Consider the following 19301-nt stretch of genomic DNA (forward strand, 5'->3'; position numbering starts at 1 on the left):
CACAATTATATGGACTTTATCGCCTATGGGACAAATCTAGTGTTCTAATCAAACATACTGTCCCATACAAACCGCCTATGGGACAAATCTAGCGCTCTTACCAAACTTACTGTCCCATACAAACCGCCTATGGGACAATTCTTGTGCTCTAATCAAACATACTGTCCCATAGAAAACGCCTATGGGACAATTCTTGTGCTCTAACCAAACTTACTGTCCCATAGAAAACGCCTATGGGACAAAATTCTTGTGCTCTAATCAAAAATACTATCCCATAGAAAACGCCTATGGGACAAATCTAGGGCTCTAACCAAACATTCTGTCCCATACAAACCGCCTATGGGACAAATCTACTGTTCTAATCAAACATACTGTCCCTTAGAAAACGCCTATGGGACAAATCTAGGGCTCTAACCAAACATTCTGTCCCATAGAAATCACCTATGGGACAAATCTAGCGCTCTAACCAAACATACTGTCCCATAGAACCATTCAAAAATGTTGTGATTAAATTGCAATATACATTTCCACAATCTAACCAAAGTCATTTAAAGAGAATAGCCCACCAATTTATTTCTTCTATTCTTTAACTCTTCCACCAGACTTCCAAAATCCTTTTTCTGATTTGACAGCCTTTGCTTTCTTTCCCCAATCATTCTGGTAACCTCTTTTGGACTAGGGCCGCCCTGGATGCTCCTAATTTCTACAAAGTATTCTGGTGAAATGATTTTTTTCCATTCCTCTTCTGTCAAAGAAACATCAACGAACCCGCTGATCATTTCGTTAATTTCATCAATTCTCCATTCGTATAATTCCTTCCCCGCAGCGGTTGTTTTTTTCGAAATAAAGCTGGCAATTGAATGTGCTTTTCTAAACGAAATGCCATAATCCCTTGAAAGCGTGTCTGCTAATTCCGTAATCGTTACACATGATTTCCTTGCCATTTTTTTCGTATAATCATCATTTACCTTTAAAGTAGTGATTACGGCAAACATTAATTTCATGACTCGCCCAGCATTCGTAAAGGCCCTATATAAATGTGGCTGCAGGTCGTCCTCCGTATCGACAATATCTCCAAACGGCGTATTATGAATCATATTCATCGCTGCCAAGGCCTCGCCATATGAGCTGCTTGCAAGAGAGCGGGAATGTTCAATGGATACTGGATTACGTTTCTGCGGCATGATACTGCTAACCTGCACATATGGGTCAGCAACCCAAAAGGAACCAAATTCTCTGGTAACATGCTGCAAAAAGTCCTGAATCCATCTCCCGGAATTCACCATGCAGGTCATCAGAGCAGACGCGGTTTCAAGTAAATAATCGGCCCCGCCAATACAATCATAGGAATTTTCAATGATTTTATCAAAACCTAAAAGCTCGCATGTCCGTGCACGACATATAGGGAAGCCGGTAGTAGTCAAGGCAGCTGCACCAAGCGATGATTGATTGACCGTTTTATAGGCTGCCCATAACCGTTTAATATCACGCTGCAACACATCATAAATAGCTAATAAATAATGTCCAAGCGTGGTCGGCTGGGCCGGCTGCGTATGAGTATAACTGGTAATATAAGTTTCTGTATGCTTTTCTGCCTGATCCAATATAGCTTCACTTAACCGATAGGCATTATCCAATAATTCCAATAGGTGTCCCCTTAATACCAAACGATACATGGCCACCCCCATGTCATTTCTGCTTCGGCCGATATGAATTTTTCCAGCAAGTTCAGAGCCGATTTCTTCACCGATCTTTGCCTCCATCATGAAAAATAAGTCTTCAAACTGTGGCTGATACGTAATTTGATTGATATCTGTCTTGGCCACTTTATTAATACCTGTTAACATCTCTCTTGCTTCCTCTGTATGGATGATGTTTTGTTCAGCAAGCATAATGACATGGGCACGATGAATATCAAACATAGCATTGAATAAATAATCCCGCTGGTCATTAAACACCGGCTTTAACAATTCTTCCACATACGTTTTACCAGGAAAAACAGTTCCTTCATTCTTGATAAATTCCTCTAATCTATCCATCTTTTCACCCGTCCTTTTAGCTGTTCTATAAGAGCAAGGCCTTTATGGTATAATATTTTTTATTTACGAAAAGAGGGATGAAAATGAACAAAAAAGATATTGAATATAAAATCCGCGAATTAAAAATGGACTATATCCGCCTGCAAAATGACCTGGAAAAATTAGAAAGCGTCAATGGGAATATATCCCCTCTGGAAAAACAGCTTATAGAAATTGAAACTGAACTCCGCTCCCTAAATGATGCGTTGAAACAAGCCTAATCAATCATGGGAAAGGTCGCTTCCTTAAAATTCCTTGAAATTTTGAAATACTAAGTTTACTCTAGTAAAAAGCCAAGGGGGTAAACTGTCATGATTAGAAAGCTTACAGACCAAGATCACCAACAGGTTCTCGCTTTTTTAAGTGAGGAACCATCTATTAATCTTTTTATTATTGGGGATATTGAGGCCTTCGGTTACGACTCGGAGTTCCAGGAATTATGGGGAGAATTTGATGAAACAGACGATATCAAAGCGGTTCTTCTAAGGTTTTATCAATCCTTTATTCCGTATGCTAAAGGGGAATTTGATCTCGATGGATTTATTTCCCTCATCACTCAGTATGAACAGCCGATACAATTATCAGGCAAGACGGAAATCGTAGAGAAATTCGAAGCTACTGGGGAGCTAAATCTTGGAAGGAAGCAAACAACCTTCTTTGCAGAGTGCCTTACGGATGAACACCTTTGCAGCAGCCGCAGCACAACTGGTCTAGAGATTAAAAAAGCCGGGATTGAAGATGTGGATCAAATCATTGAGCTTCGCAGCACTATCGAGGAATTTCATATGACAGACGATGCCCGAAATATGTTAGTGAAGGCGATGGAAACCGGGACAGGAAGAACCTATTATACTGCTGAAAAGGGTGTGATAACTGCCTGTGTTTCTACAACCGCGGAAAACTCACTATCGGCAATGATTGTCGGTGTCTGCACCCGGAAGGAAAAACGCCGTCAAGGTTTAGCCACAGAGATCATGCAAAAACTATTTAAGGACGTCCTCGATGAAGGCAAAACCCTCTGCCTGTTTTACGACAACCCTGAAGCCGGGCGTATCTACAAACGTCTCGGATTCAAAGATATCGGCATGTGGACGATGTATCGCGGATAAAAATAGGGTGTCAGGTACCATGTGAAAAATTCACATGGTACCTGACACCCAACTGTTTTACGCGAAAATTTCTGTCCATTCGCTGCGTTTGTCGAGCATTTGTTTTGCTAGTTCTTTGGCGCCTTCTAAGCTGTGGCTTGCTGCCCAGCCGCATTGGACTTCGTTGCAGGCTGGTACTTCTTCGGCCGCCAGCACGTCTTGCAATGTTTTTTCAAGAATGTCTAAAATTTCTTCATAGTTGTCATGATTGATGACCGTTACATAAAAGCCTGTTTGGCAGCCCATTGGACTTACGTCTACGATTTTGTCACAATGGTTGCGAATATTTTCTGCCATTAAGTGTTCAAGCGAGTGGACCGCTGGCATTTCCATATGTTCCTTGTTTGGCTGCTTTAAGCGGACGTCATATTTGTGGATGACATCCCCGTTCTGCCCTTCTTTAACCCCTGCTAAGCGTACAAATGGCGCTTTTACAATGGTATGATCGAGATTAAAACTCTCAACATTAAGTTTCTTTGTCATTATTAAACACTCCTAAACTAATAAATTATTCAAAATACTTACTACTTATTGTACACTTATGACGACTTTTTTTCTAAAGAAGAACCTTCTCCCGGCTTCGTACCCGTATCTGCCTTCTGAAATTTCGGATATCCGATTAAGATCGCCACGACTCCGCAAACCCCAAGCAAGATTGGATAGAAGGAATACGGAATAATGCTGACTGGTGAAATAGCGGCTAATCCTGACGCAACAAGCAATTGTCCGCCATATGGAACGATCCCCTGCCAGCAGCTTGAGAAAATATCCAGCAAGCTGGCGGATTTTCTCGGATCAATATCATATTCATCAGCAATTTCTTTTGCCAATGGCCCTGCCATGACAATCGAAATCGTATTATTGGCGGTGGCAATGTCAGCGGCACTGACGAGACTGGCAATCCCGAACTCGGCTCCCTTTTTCGATTTAATCCTGCTTGAAATAAAGTGCAGCAGATAATCAATACCGCCGTTATGCTTAATAATTTCCACAACACCGCCAATCATTAGAGCAACGATCGCCAAGTCTTCCATGCTGACTACCCCTTGAGCGACAGCCTGCAAAAACTTTGTAAAAGTATACGAACCGTAAGCCATGCCAATGATGCCGGCAAAGATAGTCCCGCCAAGAAGAACGATTAACACATTAACGCCTAAAAGCGCTGCGACTAATACCGCTACATAAGGGAGAACCTTAATAATTTCATATGGATGGTCGCCCGCAACGCTTCCTTGTTCACCCAAAGTGATCACCCCAAGGATAATCGCTGTTAAAATAGCACCCGGCAAAACAATGAAAAAGTTGGCCTTAAATTTATCCTTCATATTGGTGTTCTGTGTTCTTACCGCAGCAATCGTGGTATCCGAAATCATCGACAGATTGTCACCAAACATTGCCCCGCCAATGACAGTAGCCATTGCTAAAGCCATCGGAATCCCTGTCTGCTCGGCAATTCCAATCCCAATCGGCGCCAAAGCAACAACGGTTCCCATAGAAGTCCCCATGGAAGTGGAAATAAAACAGCCGATAATGAACAGCCCGACCATTAACAGATTTTCAGGCAGCAATGATAAGCCAAGATTGACAGTCGATTCAACTGCTCCCATCCCTTTCGCTACTCCAGCAAAAGCCCCTGCCAAAATAAAGACGATACACATCAAAATAATATTAGGGTGCCCTGCTCCTTTACAAAAAATATCAATTTTCTTTGTTAAACTTTCTTTCCTATTCATCATCAGAGCAATAGCACCTGCAATGATTATGGCAACACTTAACGGCATTTTTGAAAAGTCCTTCGCAATGACACCTGTACCGATAAATAACAGTACAAAAATCAATAATGGAAATAGTGCCAGCAGACTCCCCTTATTTGCTTGCTTCTTTGACATTTTTTGAACCCCCTTGTTTGCTGTTTTAAAAAAATTAATTCATTGTCATTCCGCCTGTTACGTTAATCCCTTGTCCAGTCATATAGTCGGAATATTTCGAGGCTAGAAAGACAACAACATTGGCAATATCTGTCGGTAAGGCAGTTCTTCCTAATGGAACTTGTGAGAAGTCTTCTGCTTTAATGGCTTCTGCACCCAGACCCCTTAATTCGCCGCCAATCACCCGTTCATTCCGTTTCATGTCGGTCTCTACAATTCCCGGGCAGACCGCATTTACATTAATCTGATCTTTTGCTAATTCAATCGCCATCGTTTTAGTAAACCCTAGAACAGCATGCTTGGAGGCAACATAACTGCCCATCAAGCGATATCCATTTTTTCCTGCTTGAGAAGAAATATTGATAATCTTTCCTCCCTGCCCTTGTTCTTTCAATACACGCGCCACTGCCTGGCTGCATAAATAAACCCCTTTAGCATTAACCGCCATCACTCGGTCCCAGTCCTCTTCTTTAATATCCACAGCGTAATCCATTGAGGAAATTCCGGCATTGTTTACTAAGATATCTACTCTGCCAAAGTGTTGAACCACTTTATGTACCATTTCCTCAACTTGATTGCTTTTTGAGACATCTGTTTGAAGATACAAGATCCGCTCATTCGAGTTTTCAGTTTGTACATCGCGATCAATAATGGCTACATTCGCTTCACATTCCAATAGGGCATCGACAATTGCTTTACCGATTCCCTGGGCCCCTCCTGTTACAATGGCTACTTTCCCTGTTAAATCCATACAATACATAGATGCTGCTCATCCTTCCATATGATGTAGTAATCAGATAGTTTTAATCGGCTTAATTGTTATAAAAAGAAAGAAAACGATATGATTTTTCTAATCCATAAGAAAAACCTCTTCCCATTACAAGAAGAGGTTTAATCACATCGCAATTTGCTCTTCCTATCTTCAAGCCTTACGCTTCTGGAATTAGCACAGTACGGGTGTCTGCTGCTGAGGTATCATCGGGCCAGTCCCTCCACCTCTCTGGATAAGAAATGAATATTTAATTTAAAAACTATTCTTACTTTAAATCTATTGTTGATTATTGTCAACAACAATTAATCAATTACTAAGAATATTTTAACACTTCAATTTAAGTCGCTATTCTTCATATTTAGCTAATGCCTGCATAAGAACTGCTTCAAGCAAATATGATAAGTAGAAAGAGTCCTAACTAAGGGGGTTGTAACAATGGTCATTTTTAATAAGATCGCTTTATTTTTTGTTGTTTTATATTCATTTTTCATCATCATAAATACTTATTTAGGAGAAAACGAACGGATGCAATCCAATGTTATTTATTTTCTGATGAACGGTTTTGCCTATATTGTCTCAGCATTGGAAGTGGAAAAAGAGAAACATCTGATTGAAACCACTTAATCAAAATGAATGACTGGAAGGAGCCTGGATTTCTGGGCTCCTTTTTTCTTGTCTTTAGAATTGCCACACTTTACAAAAAATTAATACCTACTTTATTATTTCTTAGTAGAACTTGGATAAACTAATAGTAAAAGGAAATAGCACCTAGCTTTTTATTAAATAATGGATTGGGGATGTCCTTATGCACCATTTTTTTAATTTTCTGGTTCTATGGTTTATCGCTGCTTCCTTCATTAGAATTTTTTACTATTCCTTTTTCAAGCCAAAATCTAATTCAGAAAAATTTCACTAATTTTTATACACCAGACTAAGTATGACTAAATTAATTTAACCATCTCCGTAAATACTTCGTTCCAGTTTTTTGTTTTTGCTAAAATTTTTCTTTTCCGGATATAATCTTCTTGGTCCTTAAAGCCCTCTAGTTGTTCACATGCCCGAATAAATTGGTCAGAATCATCCGTATCTAAATACGTATAGATTGATTCCTCCGCATATTTTTTCGTAGAGGGCAAATGTAAACCCACTACCGACTTGCCTGCTGCTAAAAATTCAAATAATTTTAATGGAAAGACAGCCTTGTTATATTGAGATGATTTATACGGCATCATACCAATATCAATAATGTCCATATATTTTGGAACATCAGAAGGAGCAACACTTCCCGTCCAAAGCACATTTTTTTCATTTATTAACTGTTTAAAAGCAGGATGGCCATTCGTCCCATCTGGTCCGACAAATAGAAACAGCCATTCACGTTTCTTGCGGGCTGCTTCCTGGACCAGTGCAAAATCCAGCTTTGGTTTAATTCCTCCGATAAACCCTAACACCGTTCCATCAAAACCGGCAGGGAGGACATTTTCCTTGTGAACAGGCGGGTTGGAAAATAAATCAAATTCCACTCCATTTTCAAAGGTGAACACTTTTTCTGCTGTTCCCTGCTTTTCAGCTATTTTAGTTCTTAAATACTCAGAGGTACAAAAAATCACATCTGCCCGCTGAATAATCCGCCCTTCTGCCCTTGCAATAATCCTTTGCCTGACAGCTGACGGAATGGATGGCTTACCGTTCATAGGTGATGTCCATAAATCACTGCAGTCATAAATAACTTTATTCCAGTCAAAGAGGTCTGCAAGCAAAGGAAAACCAGGAAATGTATACCATAACTGAAGTGTATACTGTTCCTGGAGTTGCCCTAAATATAAAAGGAATGGCTGTAATTTCTTTTCATAAAATTGATCGACATAGCGCCCAAATCGAAAAACCTTTTGTGGAAGCAAATCTTGGACAGTCCATTGATTAACCCCATTAGCCAGCAGTGTATAAGAATTTTCTTCTTCCTTTGGTGTTGGACATAACCAGATAACTTTTTCTGTATCAGGTTGATGCTGCAAAAATTCTGCAAGCCGATGTCTTCGATAGCGAAGCTGATCCTGCTCCCACTTCCCTGTTGCCACAATAATATGAACTTTTTTCACTTTAAACCATCCTCTTTCATATTCTCTTCACTACAGCATGATAAGCATAATGAGAAAAACACCAGCATGCTTTGACCACATTTAATTTTTCAAGCTTTCGATACACAAACCAATTCATTTTAGCGGCTTTCCACTTGTTTTTGGAAATCGAGGGGTTTCCAATCCGGTACTCTGCCAAATTTTCATTCAATCCGTATGCATGGATGCCCTGTTTCAAAATCGCCAGCCATGTAGCCAAATCCTGTCGTGTTCGTATGTTTGGCATTTGAATGGGGCCTGTTTTGTATCGATCAATCATGACGGTTAAACAGCCAATAATCGTGTTTTTCAACATATCATTGTAGGAAATTATCGCGGGTGCAGCGACCTGCTTATTCAGCGGCACCCCTTCATTTGTTACAAATTCATATCCAGTAAATGTAAAGGCATAATTGTTTGATAACATGAAGTGAAGCTGTTTTTCTAATTTTTCCGGCTTCCAGCAATCATCGCTGTCAAGGAACGCCACAAATCGGCCCTTGGCATGTTTCAAAGCTTCATTTCGAGCAACAGCTGCACCGCTATTACGTTCTAAATAAATGACGCGAATTCTTTCATTTCTCTGTTCATAGCGCTTTAATATGGCAGGTGTATTGTCGGTAGAACAATCATCTACAATCACCATTTCCCAATCTTGAAAGGTTTGCTTAATAACCGATTCAATTGTCTCCTCAATGGACCTGCTGGCATTATATGAAGGAGTTATAATAGAGATCAATGGCTCCTGTGAACTCATTAGAAAACCTCCTAGTATTTTGACTGCTCTCTAAAAATCAACGGAATGAAAACCCATAAAAAGCTCAAGACTACACCCAATAACACGCCTAAAACAGCTCTTTCTTTTGAACCAAAAGCTCTATTTTCCGTTATAATTGCCTCTTGATCTGCCGGCTTTATTACCTCTGCTGGTTTCAGATCAAGTAAAGTGGTCTTCAATTCATACAAAAAACGCTGCTGTTCGACTTTTACCTCTGGACCTACCTCTTTATTTGCCAGTTCATCAATGGTTTCCTGAATAAGATTCCTTTTTTGCTGGTAACGCTCCTCGTCCATATCACTAAAGGCGCTGGTAATCTCATTCAGGATCTTGACTGCACTTTCTTCTGTATCGTCAGTATAGGTAAGGTTTATCATGTTTTCATTGACGGCTCTTACCTGTAATTTAGTTGTTATGTCCAACTGTTTCTCATCCCATAATCCAGGTAAATGTGTTTCATAAAAAGGGGCATGTGTCAGCAAGAATGTGACACGTTTAGGATTATTTAAATCTGGGAGACCATAGTTTCCCAGCGTCATAACGGCATCCGCTGTGTATGTCGAATCCTCTTTCCCAACCGGAAGGAGCCAGCCGCAAGCCCCCAGCAAAACTGGTAATACGATTAAAAAAAGAGCAAATTTTTTACCCTTTTCTTTTATTCTTTGAATCTCATGCAACATTTGAATCCTTCTCCTTAACAGGAATTTCCCGAAGTTTACCTTTAGCGCCAGTAAACACAGAAACCATAGAAATGACAAAACCTAAGAACACCCAATGAAAAAATAGATTACTAACCGAACTTGGGCTGATACTAGAAACAAGAAATCCGACCATCCCCATCATGCCTGCTTCCAGCATAAGCTTATGCTTCCAGCTGCATTGTGCCTGGTAAAATTTATAGAGCTGGAATAAAAGATAGGCATACATCGTCACATAACCAAGCAATACAAATATTCCGTAATTCCCCATAATTTCAGCCAGCCAATTATGTACTTCCACTACATGGTTGGTTGCATAGATGGACTCATTTTTTAAATAGAATGGAATATTCCCAGCCCCAACACCGAAGCCGAACGATTCTACAAAATAATAAAGGGTATTCTTCAGCAAATTGATTCTGGCTATATTCGAAGGAAGGATTTCATTGCTTAAGTAAGCATCTGAAGCGCTAAGCATACTGGCAAACTTCTCGACAATCTTTCCGCTAAAAACAAGAACACCAAATGTGAATGCAACTGTTCCGCCAATAACCGCTATTTTCTTCAAAACCTTCGGCAGCAGAATATAAGTATAGGCGACTAAACCGAACCCGACTCCAAGCAAGCTGGCTCTTGATTCCGTCCAATAAATGATGACTGTACATAAAATAGCAAGCAATAGGCCGGCAGTTTTAAACCATTCTTGCTTACTATTTTTGGCCAGCGATAAGTAAAAAAAGAACGAAATCGTTAAAAACGTGGCAAAATCATTTTGGTTAAAAAATACTGCCGTTGGATAAGACCGTTTATACTCTGGGGCTCCATAAAGAGTTGAAGTTGGGAGCTGAATCTGTGTAAAATGATTCATTAAGCCAATCACCAGTAACATCACAGTCATAAACAGCCAAATGCCGTAAAACCAAAACAAATGGGTCATTCTTGTAAATGTAAATACAGCTAGAAAAATAAAGGAAATGCCCAGCCCCAATAAAAATAAGGCTTTAATTCCTTCGATAATAGACTTTGCCCAAAGCAGTGAAACAGCTCCGTAGGCAAGCCAAAAAACTAGGAAAAACAGTACACCCTTAACATTTACTTCCTTCCAATATTGTGGAAGATTTTTTTCCTTCACGATATGGAAGATAAAGAAAGCGGCGGCCGCTATTAGTACTACTCGATATAAGAATAAATTAAAAAAACCAACATCAATGCTTACCAGCGATTGATTCAAAAACGTGGAGATGACGAGTATGTACATGATGCTCGGGTATAGCTTTTTACGTTCAATATTGCTTTTACTAAAAACAGCTATCTGAAAAACCTCCTAAATGGCCTTTGAAATCGCTGCATCTGTATAAATTGCAGGTCTGCCAACAGATAGATAGGTAAATCCCAGCTCTCGCATCCTCTCTAACTTAAATAGATTCCTTCCATCTACCATAAGCGGCTGGTTCATCAATTTCTTTACTTTTGCTAAATCCAAGTTCTTCACATCCTGCCAGTCTGTTAAAATCATGCAGGCATCTGAACCCTTGATCGCTTCATAGACATTTTCAGTGTAGGAGCACTGATAGCCAATCTGTTTTTTGGTTTCAACAATAGCGATTGGGTCATAGGCTTTCACCATAGCTCCTTGCTCAGCTAAATACGGAATGATATCTAAGGCCGGCGAAGACCGGATATCATTGGTATTCGGTTTAAACGCTAAGCCTAGAACGCTTATCGTTTTACCTTTTAACGACCCTAATCCACTTACTAATTTTTCAACTAAATGAACTCGCTGCTTTTCATTTGTTTCAATGACTGCTTTGATTAATTTAAAGTCGTAGCCGCTATCCTCAGCAATATGCAGAAGGGCTGCGGTGTCTTTAGGAAAACATGAGCCGCCAAAGCCAACACCAGCTTGTAAAAATTTATTGCCAATCCTGCTGTCCAAACCAACTCCCTCGGATACTTTGGTCACGTCTGCACCAACACGCTCACAAATATTGGCGATATCATTGATGAAGGAAATTTTCGTTGCCAAAAAGGCATTTGCCGCATATTTAATAATTTCTGCCGTTTCTAAGGACGCCTTTACAATATTGGAAGTAAAGGGCTGGTGCAGGTCTGCAATGATTTGATAGGCTTTTTCGCTTGTAGCGCCAATAACGGCACGCTCCATATTCAGCGTGTCTTTAATAGCAGACCCTTCTCGTAAAAATTCAGGATTGGAAACAACATCAAAAGAATGATGTTCAGCAGCATATTTTCGTACAATCTTTTCGATTAATCTGCCAGTACCAACAGGCACGGTGCTTTTTGTTACAATCACCTTGTAACCATTTAAATTTTCACCGATGGTTTTAGCCACTTGTTCTACATACGTTAAGTCCGCTTTTCCCGTAGAGGTCATCGGGGTACCGACAGCAATATAAATGACTTCAGCCTCGAGAATTGCATGCTTTATATTTGAAGAAAAGTGAAGGGTGCCGCTTCTTACATTTTTATGAACAAGCTCTTTTAGACCTGGTTCGTATATAGGCATGATTCCTTGTAATAGGTTATTTATTTTGACTTGGTCAATATCGCAGCAAGTTACATCGTTTCCTGTATCCGCAAAACATGTGCCAGAAACAAGACCTACATACCCTGTTCCAATAACCGCTATTTTTTTCAAGATGATCAATCCTTTCAATTCGTAATCTTACTTTTTGCTATACAGAAACCGATTCTAGCGTTCTTTTATATTCTGTATTTAGTAAAATAGCATTGTGATTAACATGGTAATGTGCCTGTATATGCTCAAAGAGTTCTTCTTGAATCGTTTTGGTGTACAAATTTCCGTACAGCACATCATTGATCCGCTGTACTAAATCTGTAACAGATTCCTTCTCAATTAGCAGATGACGATATTCTCCAAACAGTTCCGGTACACCGCCCACCGCTGTACAAATTACCGGGATTTTCGCAGCAAGGGCCTCGATTACAACAGTCGGCATTCCTTCCGTATATGATGGAAGGGCTAGAACATCGCTGGCCAATAAGTAATCTCTTACACGGTGATTTTCCACTTGTCCCGTTAAGAAAAGCCTTCGATTTAATTCGGGGTGCTGCATTAATTTTTCCTTTGCAGGTCCTTCTCCAACAAAGAGAACAGCCATTTCATCCGACAGACAATCGAGCGCCTGCAAGAGCTCAAACACTCCCTTTGCCTTCGTTAACCTTCCTACAAAGGTAATGATTTTTTTGTTCTCTGGTAACTGCAGGCGATTCTTCAGCTGCTGTTTAGGTTCTGTCTCCTGTTGAAAAGCGGACAAATCCACTCCTATAGGGAGAACCATACTATCCCGGCCCGTTAACTCTTTGGCTTTCGTTTTCAAATTTTCTCCTACAGCTAAGACATGATTTGCTTTGATCACTGATTGTTGAAATGCTTTTTTAGCATTTGTACTAAAATAAGGATAAATATTAACATCGCTTCCATGTAACGTTAGAATCCATGGCCGTTTGATTTGTTCAGCCACAATCCTTGCCGCCCCGCCAGACGGCATGGCAAAATGGGCATGAATAAGATCAGGCTTGATTTTATAATCCGACATCGTCTTATAGATGGAGGCGGCAATTCGTTTATCCGGCTGAGCCCATCTAAGCTGACCCGGAAGAGCCAAATAGCGCGGCCGAAAAACAGTAACCCCTTTCCGTCTGTACATAAGGGGGATTTCATGATGGACACGATATTGTTTTTTGACATATTCCATTAGTTTTGGATTACGCGGAACCGGGCAGATCACCGTAACCTCTATTCCTAAACGGGTTAACGCTTGAACCTGCGTTTCATGAAAAACACCAGCACCGGGCTGTTTATCACTTGGATATACACTTGTTATCCATAAAACCTTCATATCGATTGCCCTCTTGTTTGTTTTTTTAGAATCCTTAAGAAAATCTGCGGATATGTCTTTACTAAAAGCAGCATATACACGGCAGCACTAATGCTGATTGACATAGCCAATGGCCAAATACTCGTCAGTGAAAAATAGTTAACTGCAATCTCTTTAATACCATATGCGATGATGGTAATGAGTAACGATAATTGGAATGGAACAGAGATCGTCTGTAAATATTGACGAAACCGCAGCTGAATCAGCCAGTTTAATAACCATCTGCCAATCAAGAAATTGACAACACTAACGATTACATATGTCCACGCCACTACTTCCAAATTATTAGCCGTTACCGCCAAGCTTAAAGAGACACTATAGAGAATAAGGACACCCGTATCCCAATAAAAAGCAATATTGGCCTTACCCTTTGCCAAAATAACCGATCCATTTGGATTCATTAACACCCTTAAAATCCCAACAACAGCCATGATTTGCAAAATCGGCACTGCCTCCAGCCACTTTTCGCCAAAAATAGTCAGGACAAAAACGTTTGAGACCGCGGTCAAGCCCATTAAAATTGGGAATGAAATAAGACTTAACAGCTTTGTCATGTGCAGGAAACCATCACTTAACGCTTTATGGTTTTGATTATTTTTCGAAAAAACCGGAAAAGCCACCCTTGTAATGATCGGATTGATTTTTAACACGGGAATCGTCACAATCTGGTAGGCAAGATTATATATTCCAAGTGCCTCAGCCCCCATAAACCGGCCGATTACTATTACATCGATGTTAGAACCAATCCGATTCACTAACCGGGAAGCTAATTGGTATGCCCCAAACGCCATGTATTCCTTACATTCACGTAAATCAAAGACAAACTTTGGACGCCATTTTTTTTGATAACTAAAAAAATAGAGAATGCCTTTTAAAGAATTCAACACAACTTGGGAAATAACAAACGCATAAATCGGGCTGATCGTAACAATAAGAATCACTAATGTTACGAAGGAGACAAACGTTGCTCCCGCTTCAATAACGCCAAGCAGGTTAAACCGTAATTCTTTTTGCAATAAGTATTGGTACTGCTGCCCAATGGGTGCGATGATAAACATCACAGCCAATATGCGAATAAGTTCAATTAGCTCATTCCTGTGAAAATACATGGCAAGCAGCGGGCTTGCGCATAGCAGAAGGATGAACACTCCTATCCCCACTGCCACATTCAACCAAAATAGCGTCGATAGCGCGCGTTCTGAAACCTCTTCTTTTTGAATGACGGCCGAGCCCAAACCGAGATCGAGCACAATTTGAGCGAACACGACAATGGTGGTTATCATTCCTACTAACCCGAATTCTGTAATGCTCATTTGTTTTCCAAGTAAGATGAACTGAATGATTTGTATCACTGTAATTAACAGCGTTGAAATGCTAGTCCACTTAATCCCTTTATGTAATTGACTTTTGATGACTGACATATGTGTTCCCTGCCTTATTTAACGTGCTCCTTCTCCTGTTAAAATCACTTTAAACGTTTTAACCATAATTTTTAATTCAAGTGAGAAGGTTAGATTTTGAATATATTCCAAGTCATATTGAAGCTTTTCTTTTGGTGAAATATTATATCCCCCGTTAACTTGCGCAAGACCTGTAAGTCCTGGCTTTACAAGCAGACGATTGGAAAATCCCTTAATTTCTCTATTAAACTTCTCTGTAAATAATGGTCTTTCTGGCCTTGGTCCGACGATTGACATATCTCCCTTTAAAACGGATAGCAATTGTGGGAGCTCGTCGATTCGTGACTTTCGGATAAATGCTCCAATCTTAGTGACACGCGGATCATTTATCTCGGCCCATTTTGCTCCATCTTTCTCCGCATCAATTCTCATTGACCTCAACTTTACGAGCTTAAAGCATTTCCCATTCTTCCCCATCCTTTCTTGCACATAAAACGGAGAACCCGGTGTTTCAAGAACAATGAGGACTGCAAATATGACAACGATTGGCAAGGCAATAATAATACCAGCTGTGGCCAGCAAAATATCATAAGCTCTTTTTACATATAGATAGTGCTCCACATCCTTTGATAATTTGAAATGAGAGGCAGGAACGATTGGATACTCCTGGTAGATATTGTAGCTTCTCTCCGTACTCACAGATTTACCACCTCAACAGATAATAATTTGCCGCCTATTGGTAAGTATAAATAGGCTTCATGAAGCTGCTGTTGAGATTCCATAAATAGTTAGTAAATATTTTTGAATATTCATTAACTTAATTAAGAGCTTGTAAAGATTCTTACAAAATATAGGTAAAATGATCGAGGGAAATAAATAAAACTAAATTGGAGATACTAACGACATTAGAATTTGACTGGGAGGACAACGAAATTGCGTACGAATGAAAAAACCCTGTCCATTTTTGCCTTAGGCGGAATCAATGAAATCGGAAAGAACATGTATGTCATTCAATATGCTGATGATATCGTGATCATCGACTGCGGCGGTATGTTTCCTGATGAAAGTTTGTTAGGAATTGATCTGATTATCCCTGATATATCTTATTTAGAGGAAAATAGGGATAAAATCCGCGCCATGATCGTCACACACGGGCACGAAGATCATATCGGCGGCATTCCTTATTTTTTGAAAAAATTAAACGTCCCTATTTATGCTACACGGTTTACTCTTGGGTTAATTGAATTAAAATTGGATGAGCACCGGCTTATTCGAGATACAAAATTAATTACCATTGACTCCGAATCAAAACTTGAGTTTGGGGAGATTGGGGTGTCATTTTTCCGGGTAAGTCACAGTATCCCAGATTGTCTTGGGATTGTTTTTCATACGCCTGAAGGAAATGTTGTCCACACTGGAGACTTTAAATTTGATCTAACACCTGAGAATAACCAATACTCGGATATTCACAAAATGGCCGAAATAGGAACAGGCGGCGTCCTTGCATTAATTTCCGAAAGTACCAACGCAGAGCGAAAAGGGTTGACACCATCAGAACAGATGGTTGGCAATCATTTAGAGGAAGCTTTTATCCATGCACAAGGGAAAATCTTTGTTTCTACCTTCGCTTCAAATGTGAACCGGGTACAACAAATAGTGTCAGCCTGTATGAAAACAAATCGAAAGCTGGCTTTACTTGGCAGAAGTATGGTCAATGTGGTTTCCGTTGCGATTGAACGGGGATATTTAGATGTACCAGAGGGGATGTTAATTGAAGCAAGTGATGTGGATAAACTGCCCTCAGAAAAGGTAGCCATACTCTGTACCGGAAGCCAAGGGGAACCGATGGCCGCTCTTGGGCGTTTAGCGAGCGGAAACTATCGAGATGTTGCAATTTATCCTGGCGATACCGTTATTTTAGCCGCATCCCCGATTCCTGGGAATGAACGGGGTGTCTCGCGGATCATTGATAATCTATTTCAGCTTGGTGCAAGGGTGATTTATGGCTCTGGCAGCTCGACCGGCATGCATGTTTCTGGACACGGTTATCAGGAAGATTTAAAGCTCATGCTTACGTTGATGAAGCCAACCTACTTTATTCCGATTCATGGCGAATATCGGATGCTCCATCACCACCGATTATTAGCTGAATCTATCGGGGTGGAGAAAGGGCATACGTTTATCATAAAAAACGGCCAGGTAGTCGACATTAGGGACGGAGTAGCCCGGCAGACTAGATCTGTACCATCAGGGAACACCTACGTTGATGGAATAGGGATTGGCGATGTCGGCGAGGTTGTGCTCCGTGACCGTAAACAGCTATCAGAGGACGGAATGATGGTAATTGTTGTGACCTTAAGTAAAGAAGACGGAAGAATTATTCAGGGGCCAGATACGATTACCCGCGGCTTCGTGTATGTAAAAGATTCCGAGGATTTACTAAGAGAGGTAAACCGCCTCGTCAAAAAGACAGTAAACGATATGCAGGAAGAAAACATCCGCCAATGGAACGTCATCAAACAAAGCATCAAAAAATCTATTGGACAATACCTATTTACGAAAACCAAAAGAAAACCAATGATTTTGCCGATCATCATTGAAATTTAAAGGAATCATTGTACAAAGGTGTCAGGCACCACGGAAAGCGGAAGCGCCCGTTTAGCGAAGTACACTAGTCGTTGGCCGATGGAGCTGGCCATGTGAAAAATTCACATGGCACCTGACACCACATCCTATTTGTCTAATCGAATATAGCCAATCTCCTCCACGATTTCCTGGCCTTGTGGTCCTTGCATCCATTGGAGGAAAGGTTTTATGGCCCTCTTGTGGTTATCCTTGAGCGTGATGGCATAGAGAGTGGCGGTAAAAGGATAGCTGCCGCTTGAGATATTTTCAGGACTTGGTTCGATGCCGTTGATAGCGAGCAGTTTGATATCCGGATTTGGGTTCATTCCTGTCGCGAAGAAGCGAAATGAGAATCCGATGGAATTATCATAATTTCGATAATCTGCCACTTGTTCGATGATACCGCCCATCCCCTCAGGAACATCTTCCTTCAACGGCTCCATAATAGGTGTATCGCCCATAATTTTCTCCAATAGCGTTTGACTGCCGGAATTCTTTGGACGCTGAAAGGCGATGATTCTTTCATTTTCCCCTCCAAGCTTTGACCAGTTTTTAATTTTTCCCGAGTAAATGCCTTTTATCTCAGATACCTGTAAATCACTCACCGGATTTTTAGGATTCACGAAAAAAACAAACGCTTCCTTTCCAATCGGGGTCATGACCAGTTCTTTCCCTTGTTGTTTGGCCATTTCCTGCTGTCCTTTTGATGGCTCCGCTCCAAAGTAAATATCTATGCTGCCCTCCAATAAACGTTCATAGGCGTAAATGGTATTGGTAAATGCAATAATTTCTCTTTCTTCCATTGCTTGTTTAATATTTTCGTAGGCTGTATTTGCAAAGGCAGAATATACCGGAAAGGCCGCTTCCGCTCCATCTAAAATAGGCATCTCATTTGGTTGGGCAATAGTAAATGTGGCCTTTTCTTTAAGCTTCGGTAATTTATTTTCTGGATTGGTCACTTCATAAGGTGTTAAGTCTGTAGATGAATATCCGCCTCCATATTTAAAACCATAGGATGGCAGAACCGTTTTACTGCGGTGCCATTGAACAGCCGCCCCCGTTCCGAGCGCTAGGACAAACACTGTCAAAATAGAGATTAATTGATTCTTTTTAAAAGCAGGATGTGCTTTCTTTATGGAAATTGCTAGCATAATTCCCGCAGCAAAGGACAGCTCATAGGCTAACGGGGCCCACAGAAAAAGCCTCCCTTCCCCCATAAACATGGCAAAGAAGTACAGCGGCCCCAGGAAGATATGAAAAATACTGTAATACAGCCAAGTTTCTGCACCATAAAATCCACCGCTTATCAGCATAAAAACAGCCCACAATACGCTGGTGTATGCGAGCGGAAAAAGAAATATCGCTATATTATATTTGTTGCTGTCCGCCCCTCCTGTTTTCCTAGCAGCAAGATATCCAGCCAGACAGCCGCCTATTATTAACGGAATCAAGGCGGTAAATATAAAATATTCCGTTTCAACATTCATAGTAAAAACAGCTGCAATCGAAAGAAGAAACGGAATAACCCCGAACCATAGAAACAATAACTTTAACCTTTTTGCCATGAATGGTACTCCTTCCTCGGAAATGAATTATTTTCCATTATATGATTTAGTGTAATTTTACACCATTTAATCAAAAGCTACAACCATTTTTGGAAAAATTTATATTATTTATTAGGTGGAGTTCAGGCATAAGGTGCGTTAACTCAACATCACATCTACTATTATGATCTATTTTTTTGAAATGAAGGACTTTTTTGATTTGGTTCTCTCCTAACTTTGTCCTTCATCAAGCCTATGAAGGACATTCTGACTTGGTTCCCGCCTATTTT

17 protein-coding genes and 1 riboswitch are annotated in these 19301 nt (G+C 40.4%); of the genes, 4 read left to right on the top strand and 13 right to left on the bottom strand.

The window, feature by feature from the left end; all coding sequences use genetic code 11:
• Positions 1-548: 548 nt before the first annotated feature.
• Positions 549-2039 (bottom strand): argininosuccinate lyase, encoded by a 1491-nt coding sequence (argH, locus tag IE222_RS15215; protein ID WP_191274242.1) that lies wholly within the window; start codon positions 2037-2039, stop codon positions 549-551.
• A gap of 83 nt (positions 2040-2122) precedes the next feature.
• Here argH and IE222_RS15220 point away from each other — a divergent pair, with 83 nt between their 5' ends.
• A complete protein-coding gene (locus tag IE222_RS15220) occupies positions 2123-2299 on the top strand; it encodes an SE1832 family protein (RefSeq protein WP_191274243.1) in 177 nt (58 codons plus the stop codon).
• A 90-nt stretch (positions 2300-2389) separates the two neighbouring features.
• On the top strand, positions 2390-3187 hold the full coding sequence (locus tag IE222_RS15225) for a GNAT family N-acetyltransferase (protein WP_191274244.1): 798 nt from the start codon (positions 2390-2392) through the stop codon (positions 3185-3187).
• A 57-nt stretch (positions 3188-3244) separates the two neighbouring features.
• On the opposite strand, the gene IE222_RS15230 is transcribed toward IE222_RS15225, so the two are convergent.
• The 3 genes from IE222_RS15230 to IE222_RS15240 are packed head-to-tail and all read right to left on the bottom strand — an operon-like array spanning position 3245 to position 5914.
• A complete protein-coding gene (locus IE222_RS15230; protein WP_191274245.1) occupies positions 3245-3709 on the bottom strand; it encodes an S-ribosylhomocysteine lyase in 465 nt (154 codons plus the stop codon).
• Positions 3710-3765: 56 nt separating this feature from the next.
• Entirely contained in the window at positions 3766-5115 is a 1350-nt protein-coding gene (locus tag IE222_RS15235) for a Na+/H+ antiporter NhaC family protein (RefSeq protein ID WP_191274246.1), read from the bottom strand.
• 34 nt (positions 5116-5149) lie between these two features.
• Complete coding sequence (locus tag IE222_RS15240) at positions 5150-5914, bottom strand: SDR family NAD(P)-dependent oxidoreductase (RefSeq protein WP_191274247.1); 765 nt, start codon at positions 5912-5914, stop codon at positions 5150-5152.
• Positions 5915-6067: 153 nt separating this feature from the next.
• Positions 6068-6165: riboswitch (SAM riboswitch) on the bottom strand.
• Between the two features lie 196 nt (positions 6166-6361).
• Between IE222_RS15240 and IE222_RS15245 the strand changes: the two genes are divergently transcribed.
• Positions 6362-6550: a hypothetical protein gene (locus tag IE222_RS15245; protein WP_191274249.1), complete on the top strand. Its 189-nt coding sequence runs from the start codon at positions 6362-6364 to the stop codon at positions 6548-6550.
• A gap of 317 nt (positions 6551-6867) precedes the next feature.
• Here the strand turns inward: IE222_RS15245 and tuaH are convergent, their stop codons facing one another.
• Genes tuaH through IE222_RS15285 form a run of 8 tightly spaced genes read right to left on the bottom strand, consistent with a single transcriptional unit; the run spans position 6868 to position 15541 of the window.
• Positions 6868-8025, bottom strand: a complete 1158-nt coding sequence (gene tuaH, locus IE222_RS15250; RefSeq protein WP_191274250.1) for a teichuronic acid biosynthesis protein TuaH — start codon at positions 8023-8025, stop codon at positions 6868-6870.
• Between the two features lie 16 nt (positions 8026-8041).
• The gene (gene tuaG / locus IE222_RS15255) at positions 8042-8800 is read right to left on the bottom strand and encodes a teichuronic acid biosynthesis protein TuaG (RefSeq protein WP_191274251.1); all 759 of its coding nucleotides are present in this window, start codon (positions 8798-8800) and stop codon (positions 8042-8044) included.
• Positions 8801-8811: 11 nt separating this feature from the next.
• The gene (locus IE222_RS15260; protein ID WP_191274252.1) at positions 8812-9501 is read right to left on the bottom strand and encodes a hypothetical protein; all 690 of its coding nucleotides are present in this window, start codon (positions 9499-9501) and stop codon (positions 8812-8814) included.
• Entirely contained in the window at positions 9491-10831 is a 1341-nt protein-coding gene (gene tuaE / locus IE222_RS15265) for a teichuronic acid biosynthesis protein TuaE (RefSeq protein WP_440590010.1), read from the bottom strand. Before tuaE ends, IE222_RS15260 begins: the two co-directional genes overlap by 11 nt.
• 12 nt (positions 10832-10843) lie before the next feature.
• Positions 10844-12187 (bottom strand): UDP-glucose 6-dehydrogenase TuaD, encoded by a 1344-nt coding sequence (gene tuaD, locus IE222_RS15270; RefSeq protein WP_275671470.1) that lies wholly within the window; start codon positions 12185-12187, stop codon positions 10844-10846.
• Between the two features lie 28 nt (positions 12188-12215).
• Positions 12216-13403 carry a teichuronic acid biosynthesis protein TuaC gene (gene tuaC, locus IE222_RS15275; RefSeq protein ID WP_191274255.1) on the bottom strand — a complete coding sequence of 396 codons (1188 nt, stop codon included), beginning with the start codon at positions 13401-13403 and terminating at the stop codon, positions 12216-12218.
• Positions 13400-14863, bottom strand: a complete 1464-nt coding sequence (gene tuaB / locus IE222_RS15280; protein WP_191274256.1) for a teichuronic acid biosynthesis protein TuaB — start codon at positions 14861-14863, stop codon at positions 13400-13402. Before tuaB ends, tuaC begins: the two co-directional genes overlap by 4 nt.
• 18 nt (positions 14864-14881) lie before the next feature.
• The gene (locus tag IE222_RS15285) at positions 14882-15541 is read right to left on the bottom strand and encodes a sugar transferase (protein WP_191274258.1); all 660 of its coding nucleotides are present in this window, start codon (positions 15539-15541) and stop codon (positions 14882-14884) included.
• 234 nt (positions 15542-15775) lie between these two features.
• Here IE222_RS15285 and IE222_RS15290 point away from each other — a divergent pair, with 234 nt between their 5' ends.
• Positions 15776-17449: a ribonuclease J gene (locus tag IE222_RS15290; RefSeq protein ID WP_191274260.1), complete on the top strand. Its 1674-nt coding sequence runs from the start codon at positions 15776-15778 to the stop codon at positions 17447-17449.
• A gap of 125 nt (positions 17450-17574) precedes the next feature.
• Here IE222_RS15290 and IE222_RS15295 read toward each other — a convergent pair whose 3' ends face one another.
• The gene (locus IE222_RS15295; RefSeq protein WP_191274262.1) at positions 17575-19032 is read right to left on the bottom strand and encodes a PstS family phosphate ABC transporter substrate-binding protein; all 1458 of its coding nucleotides are present in this window, start codon (positions 19030-19032) and stop codon (positions 17575-17577) included.
• Positions 19033-19301: the final 269 nt, after the last annotated feature.

The sequence above is a fragment of the Neobacillus kokaensis genome (assembly GCF_014656545.1).
GTDB lineage: Bacteria > Bacillota > Bacilli > Bacillales > Cytobacillaceae > Neobacillus > Neobacillus kokaensis.

Coding starts and splice junctions, on each gene's coding strand:
- IE222_RS15230 (WP_191274245.1), bottom strand. CDS start 3,709: ATGACAAAGAAACTTAATGTTGAGAGTTTTAATCTCGATCATACCATT.
- tuaB (WP_191274256.1), bottom strand. CDS start 14,863: ATGTCAGTCATCAAAAGTCAATTACATAAAGGGATTAAGTGGACTAGC.
- IE222_RS15240 (WP_191274247.1), bottom strand. CDS start 5,914: ATGTATTGTATGGATTTAACAGGGAAAGTAGCCATTGTAACAGGAGGG.
- IE222_RS15220 (WP_191274243.1), top strand. CDS start 2,123: ATGAACAAAAAAGATATTGAATATAAAATCCGCGAATTAAAAATGGAC.
- tuaG (WP_191274251.1), bottom strand. CDS start 8,800: ATGAGTTCACAGGAGCCATTGATCTCTATTATAACTCCTTCATATAAT.
- IE222_RS15245 (WP_191274249.1), top strand. CDS start 6,362: ATGGTCATTTTTAATAAGATCGCTTTATTTTTTGTTGTTTTATATTCA.
- IE222_RS15235 (WP_191274246.1), bottom strand. CDS start 5,115: ATGTCAAAGAAGCAAGCAAATAAGGGGAGTCTGCTGGCACTATTTCCA.
- tuaC (WP_191274255.1), bottom strand. CDS start 13,403: ATGAAGGTTTTATGGATAACAAGTGTATATCCAAGTGATAAACAGCCC.
- argH (WP_191274242.1), bottom strand. CDS start 2,039: ATGGATAGATTAGAGGAATTTATCAAGAATGAAGGAACTGTTTTTCCT.
- IE222_RS15225 (WP_191274244.1), top strand. CDS start 2,390: ATGATTAGAAAGCTTACAGACCAAGATCACCAACAGGTTCTCGCTTTT.
- IE222_RS15295 (WP_191274262.1), bottom strand. CDS start 19,032: ATGGCAAAAAGGTTAAAGTTATTGTTTCTATGGTTCGGGGTTATTCCG.
- IE222_RS15260 (WP_191274252.1), bottom strand. CDS start 9,501: ATGTTGCATGAGATTCAAAGAATAAAAGAAAAGGGTAAAAAATTTGCT.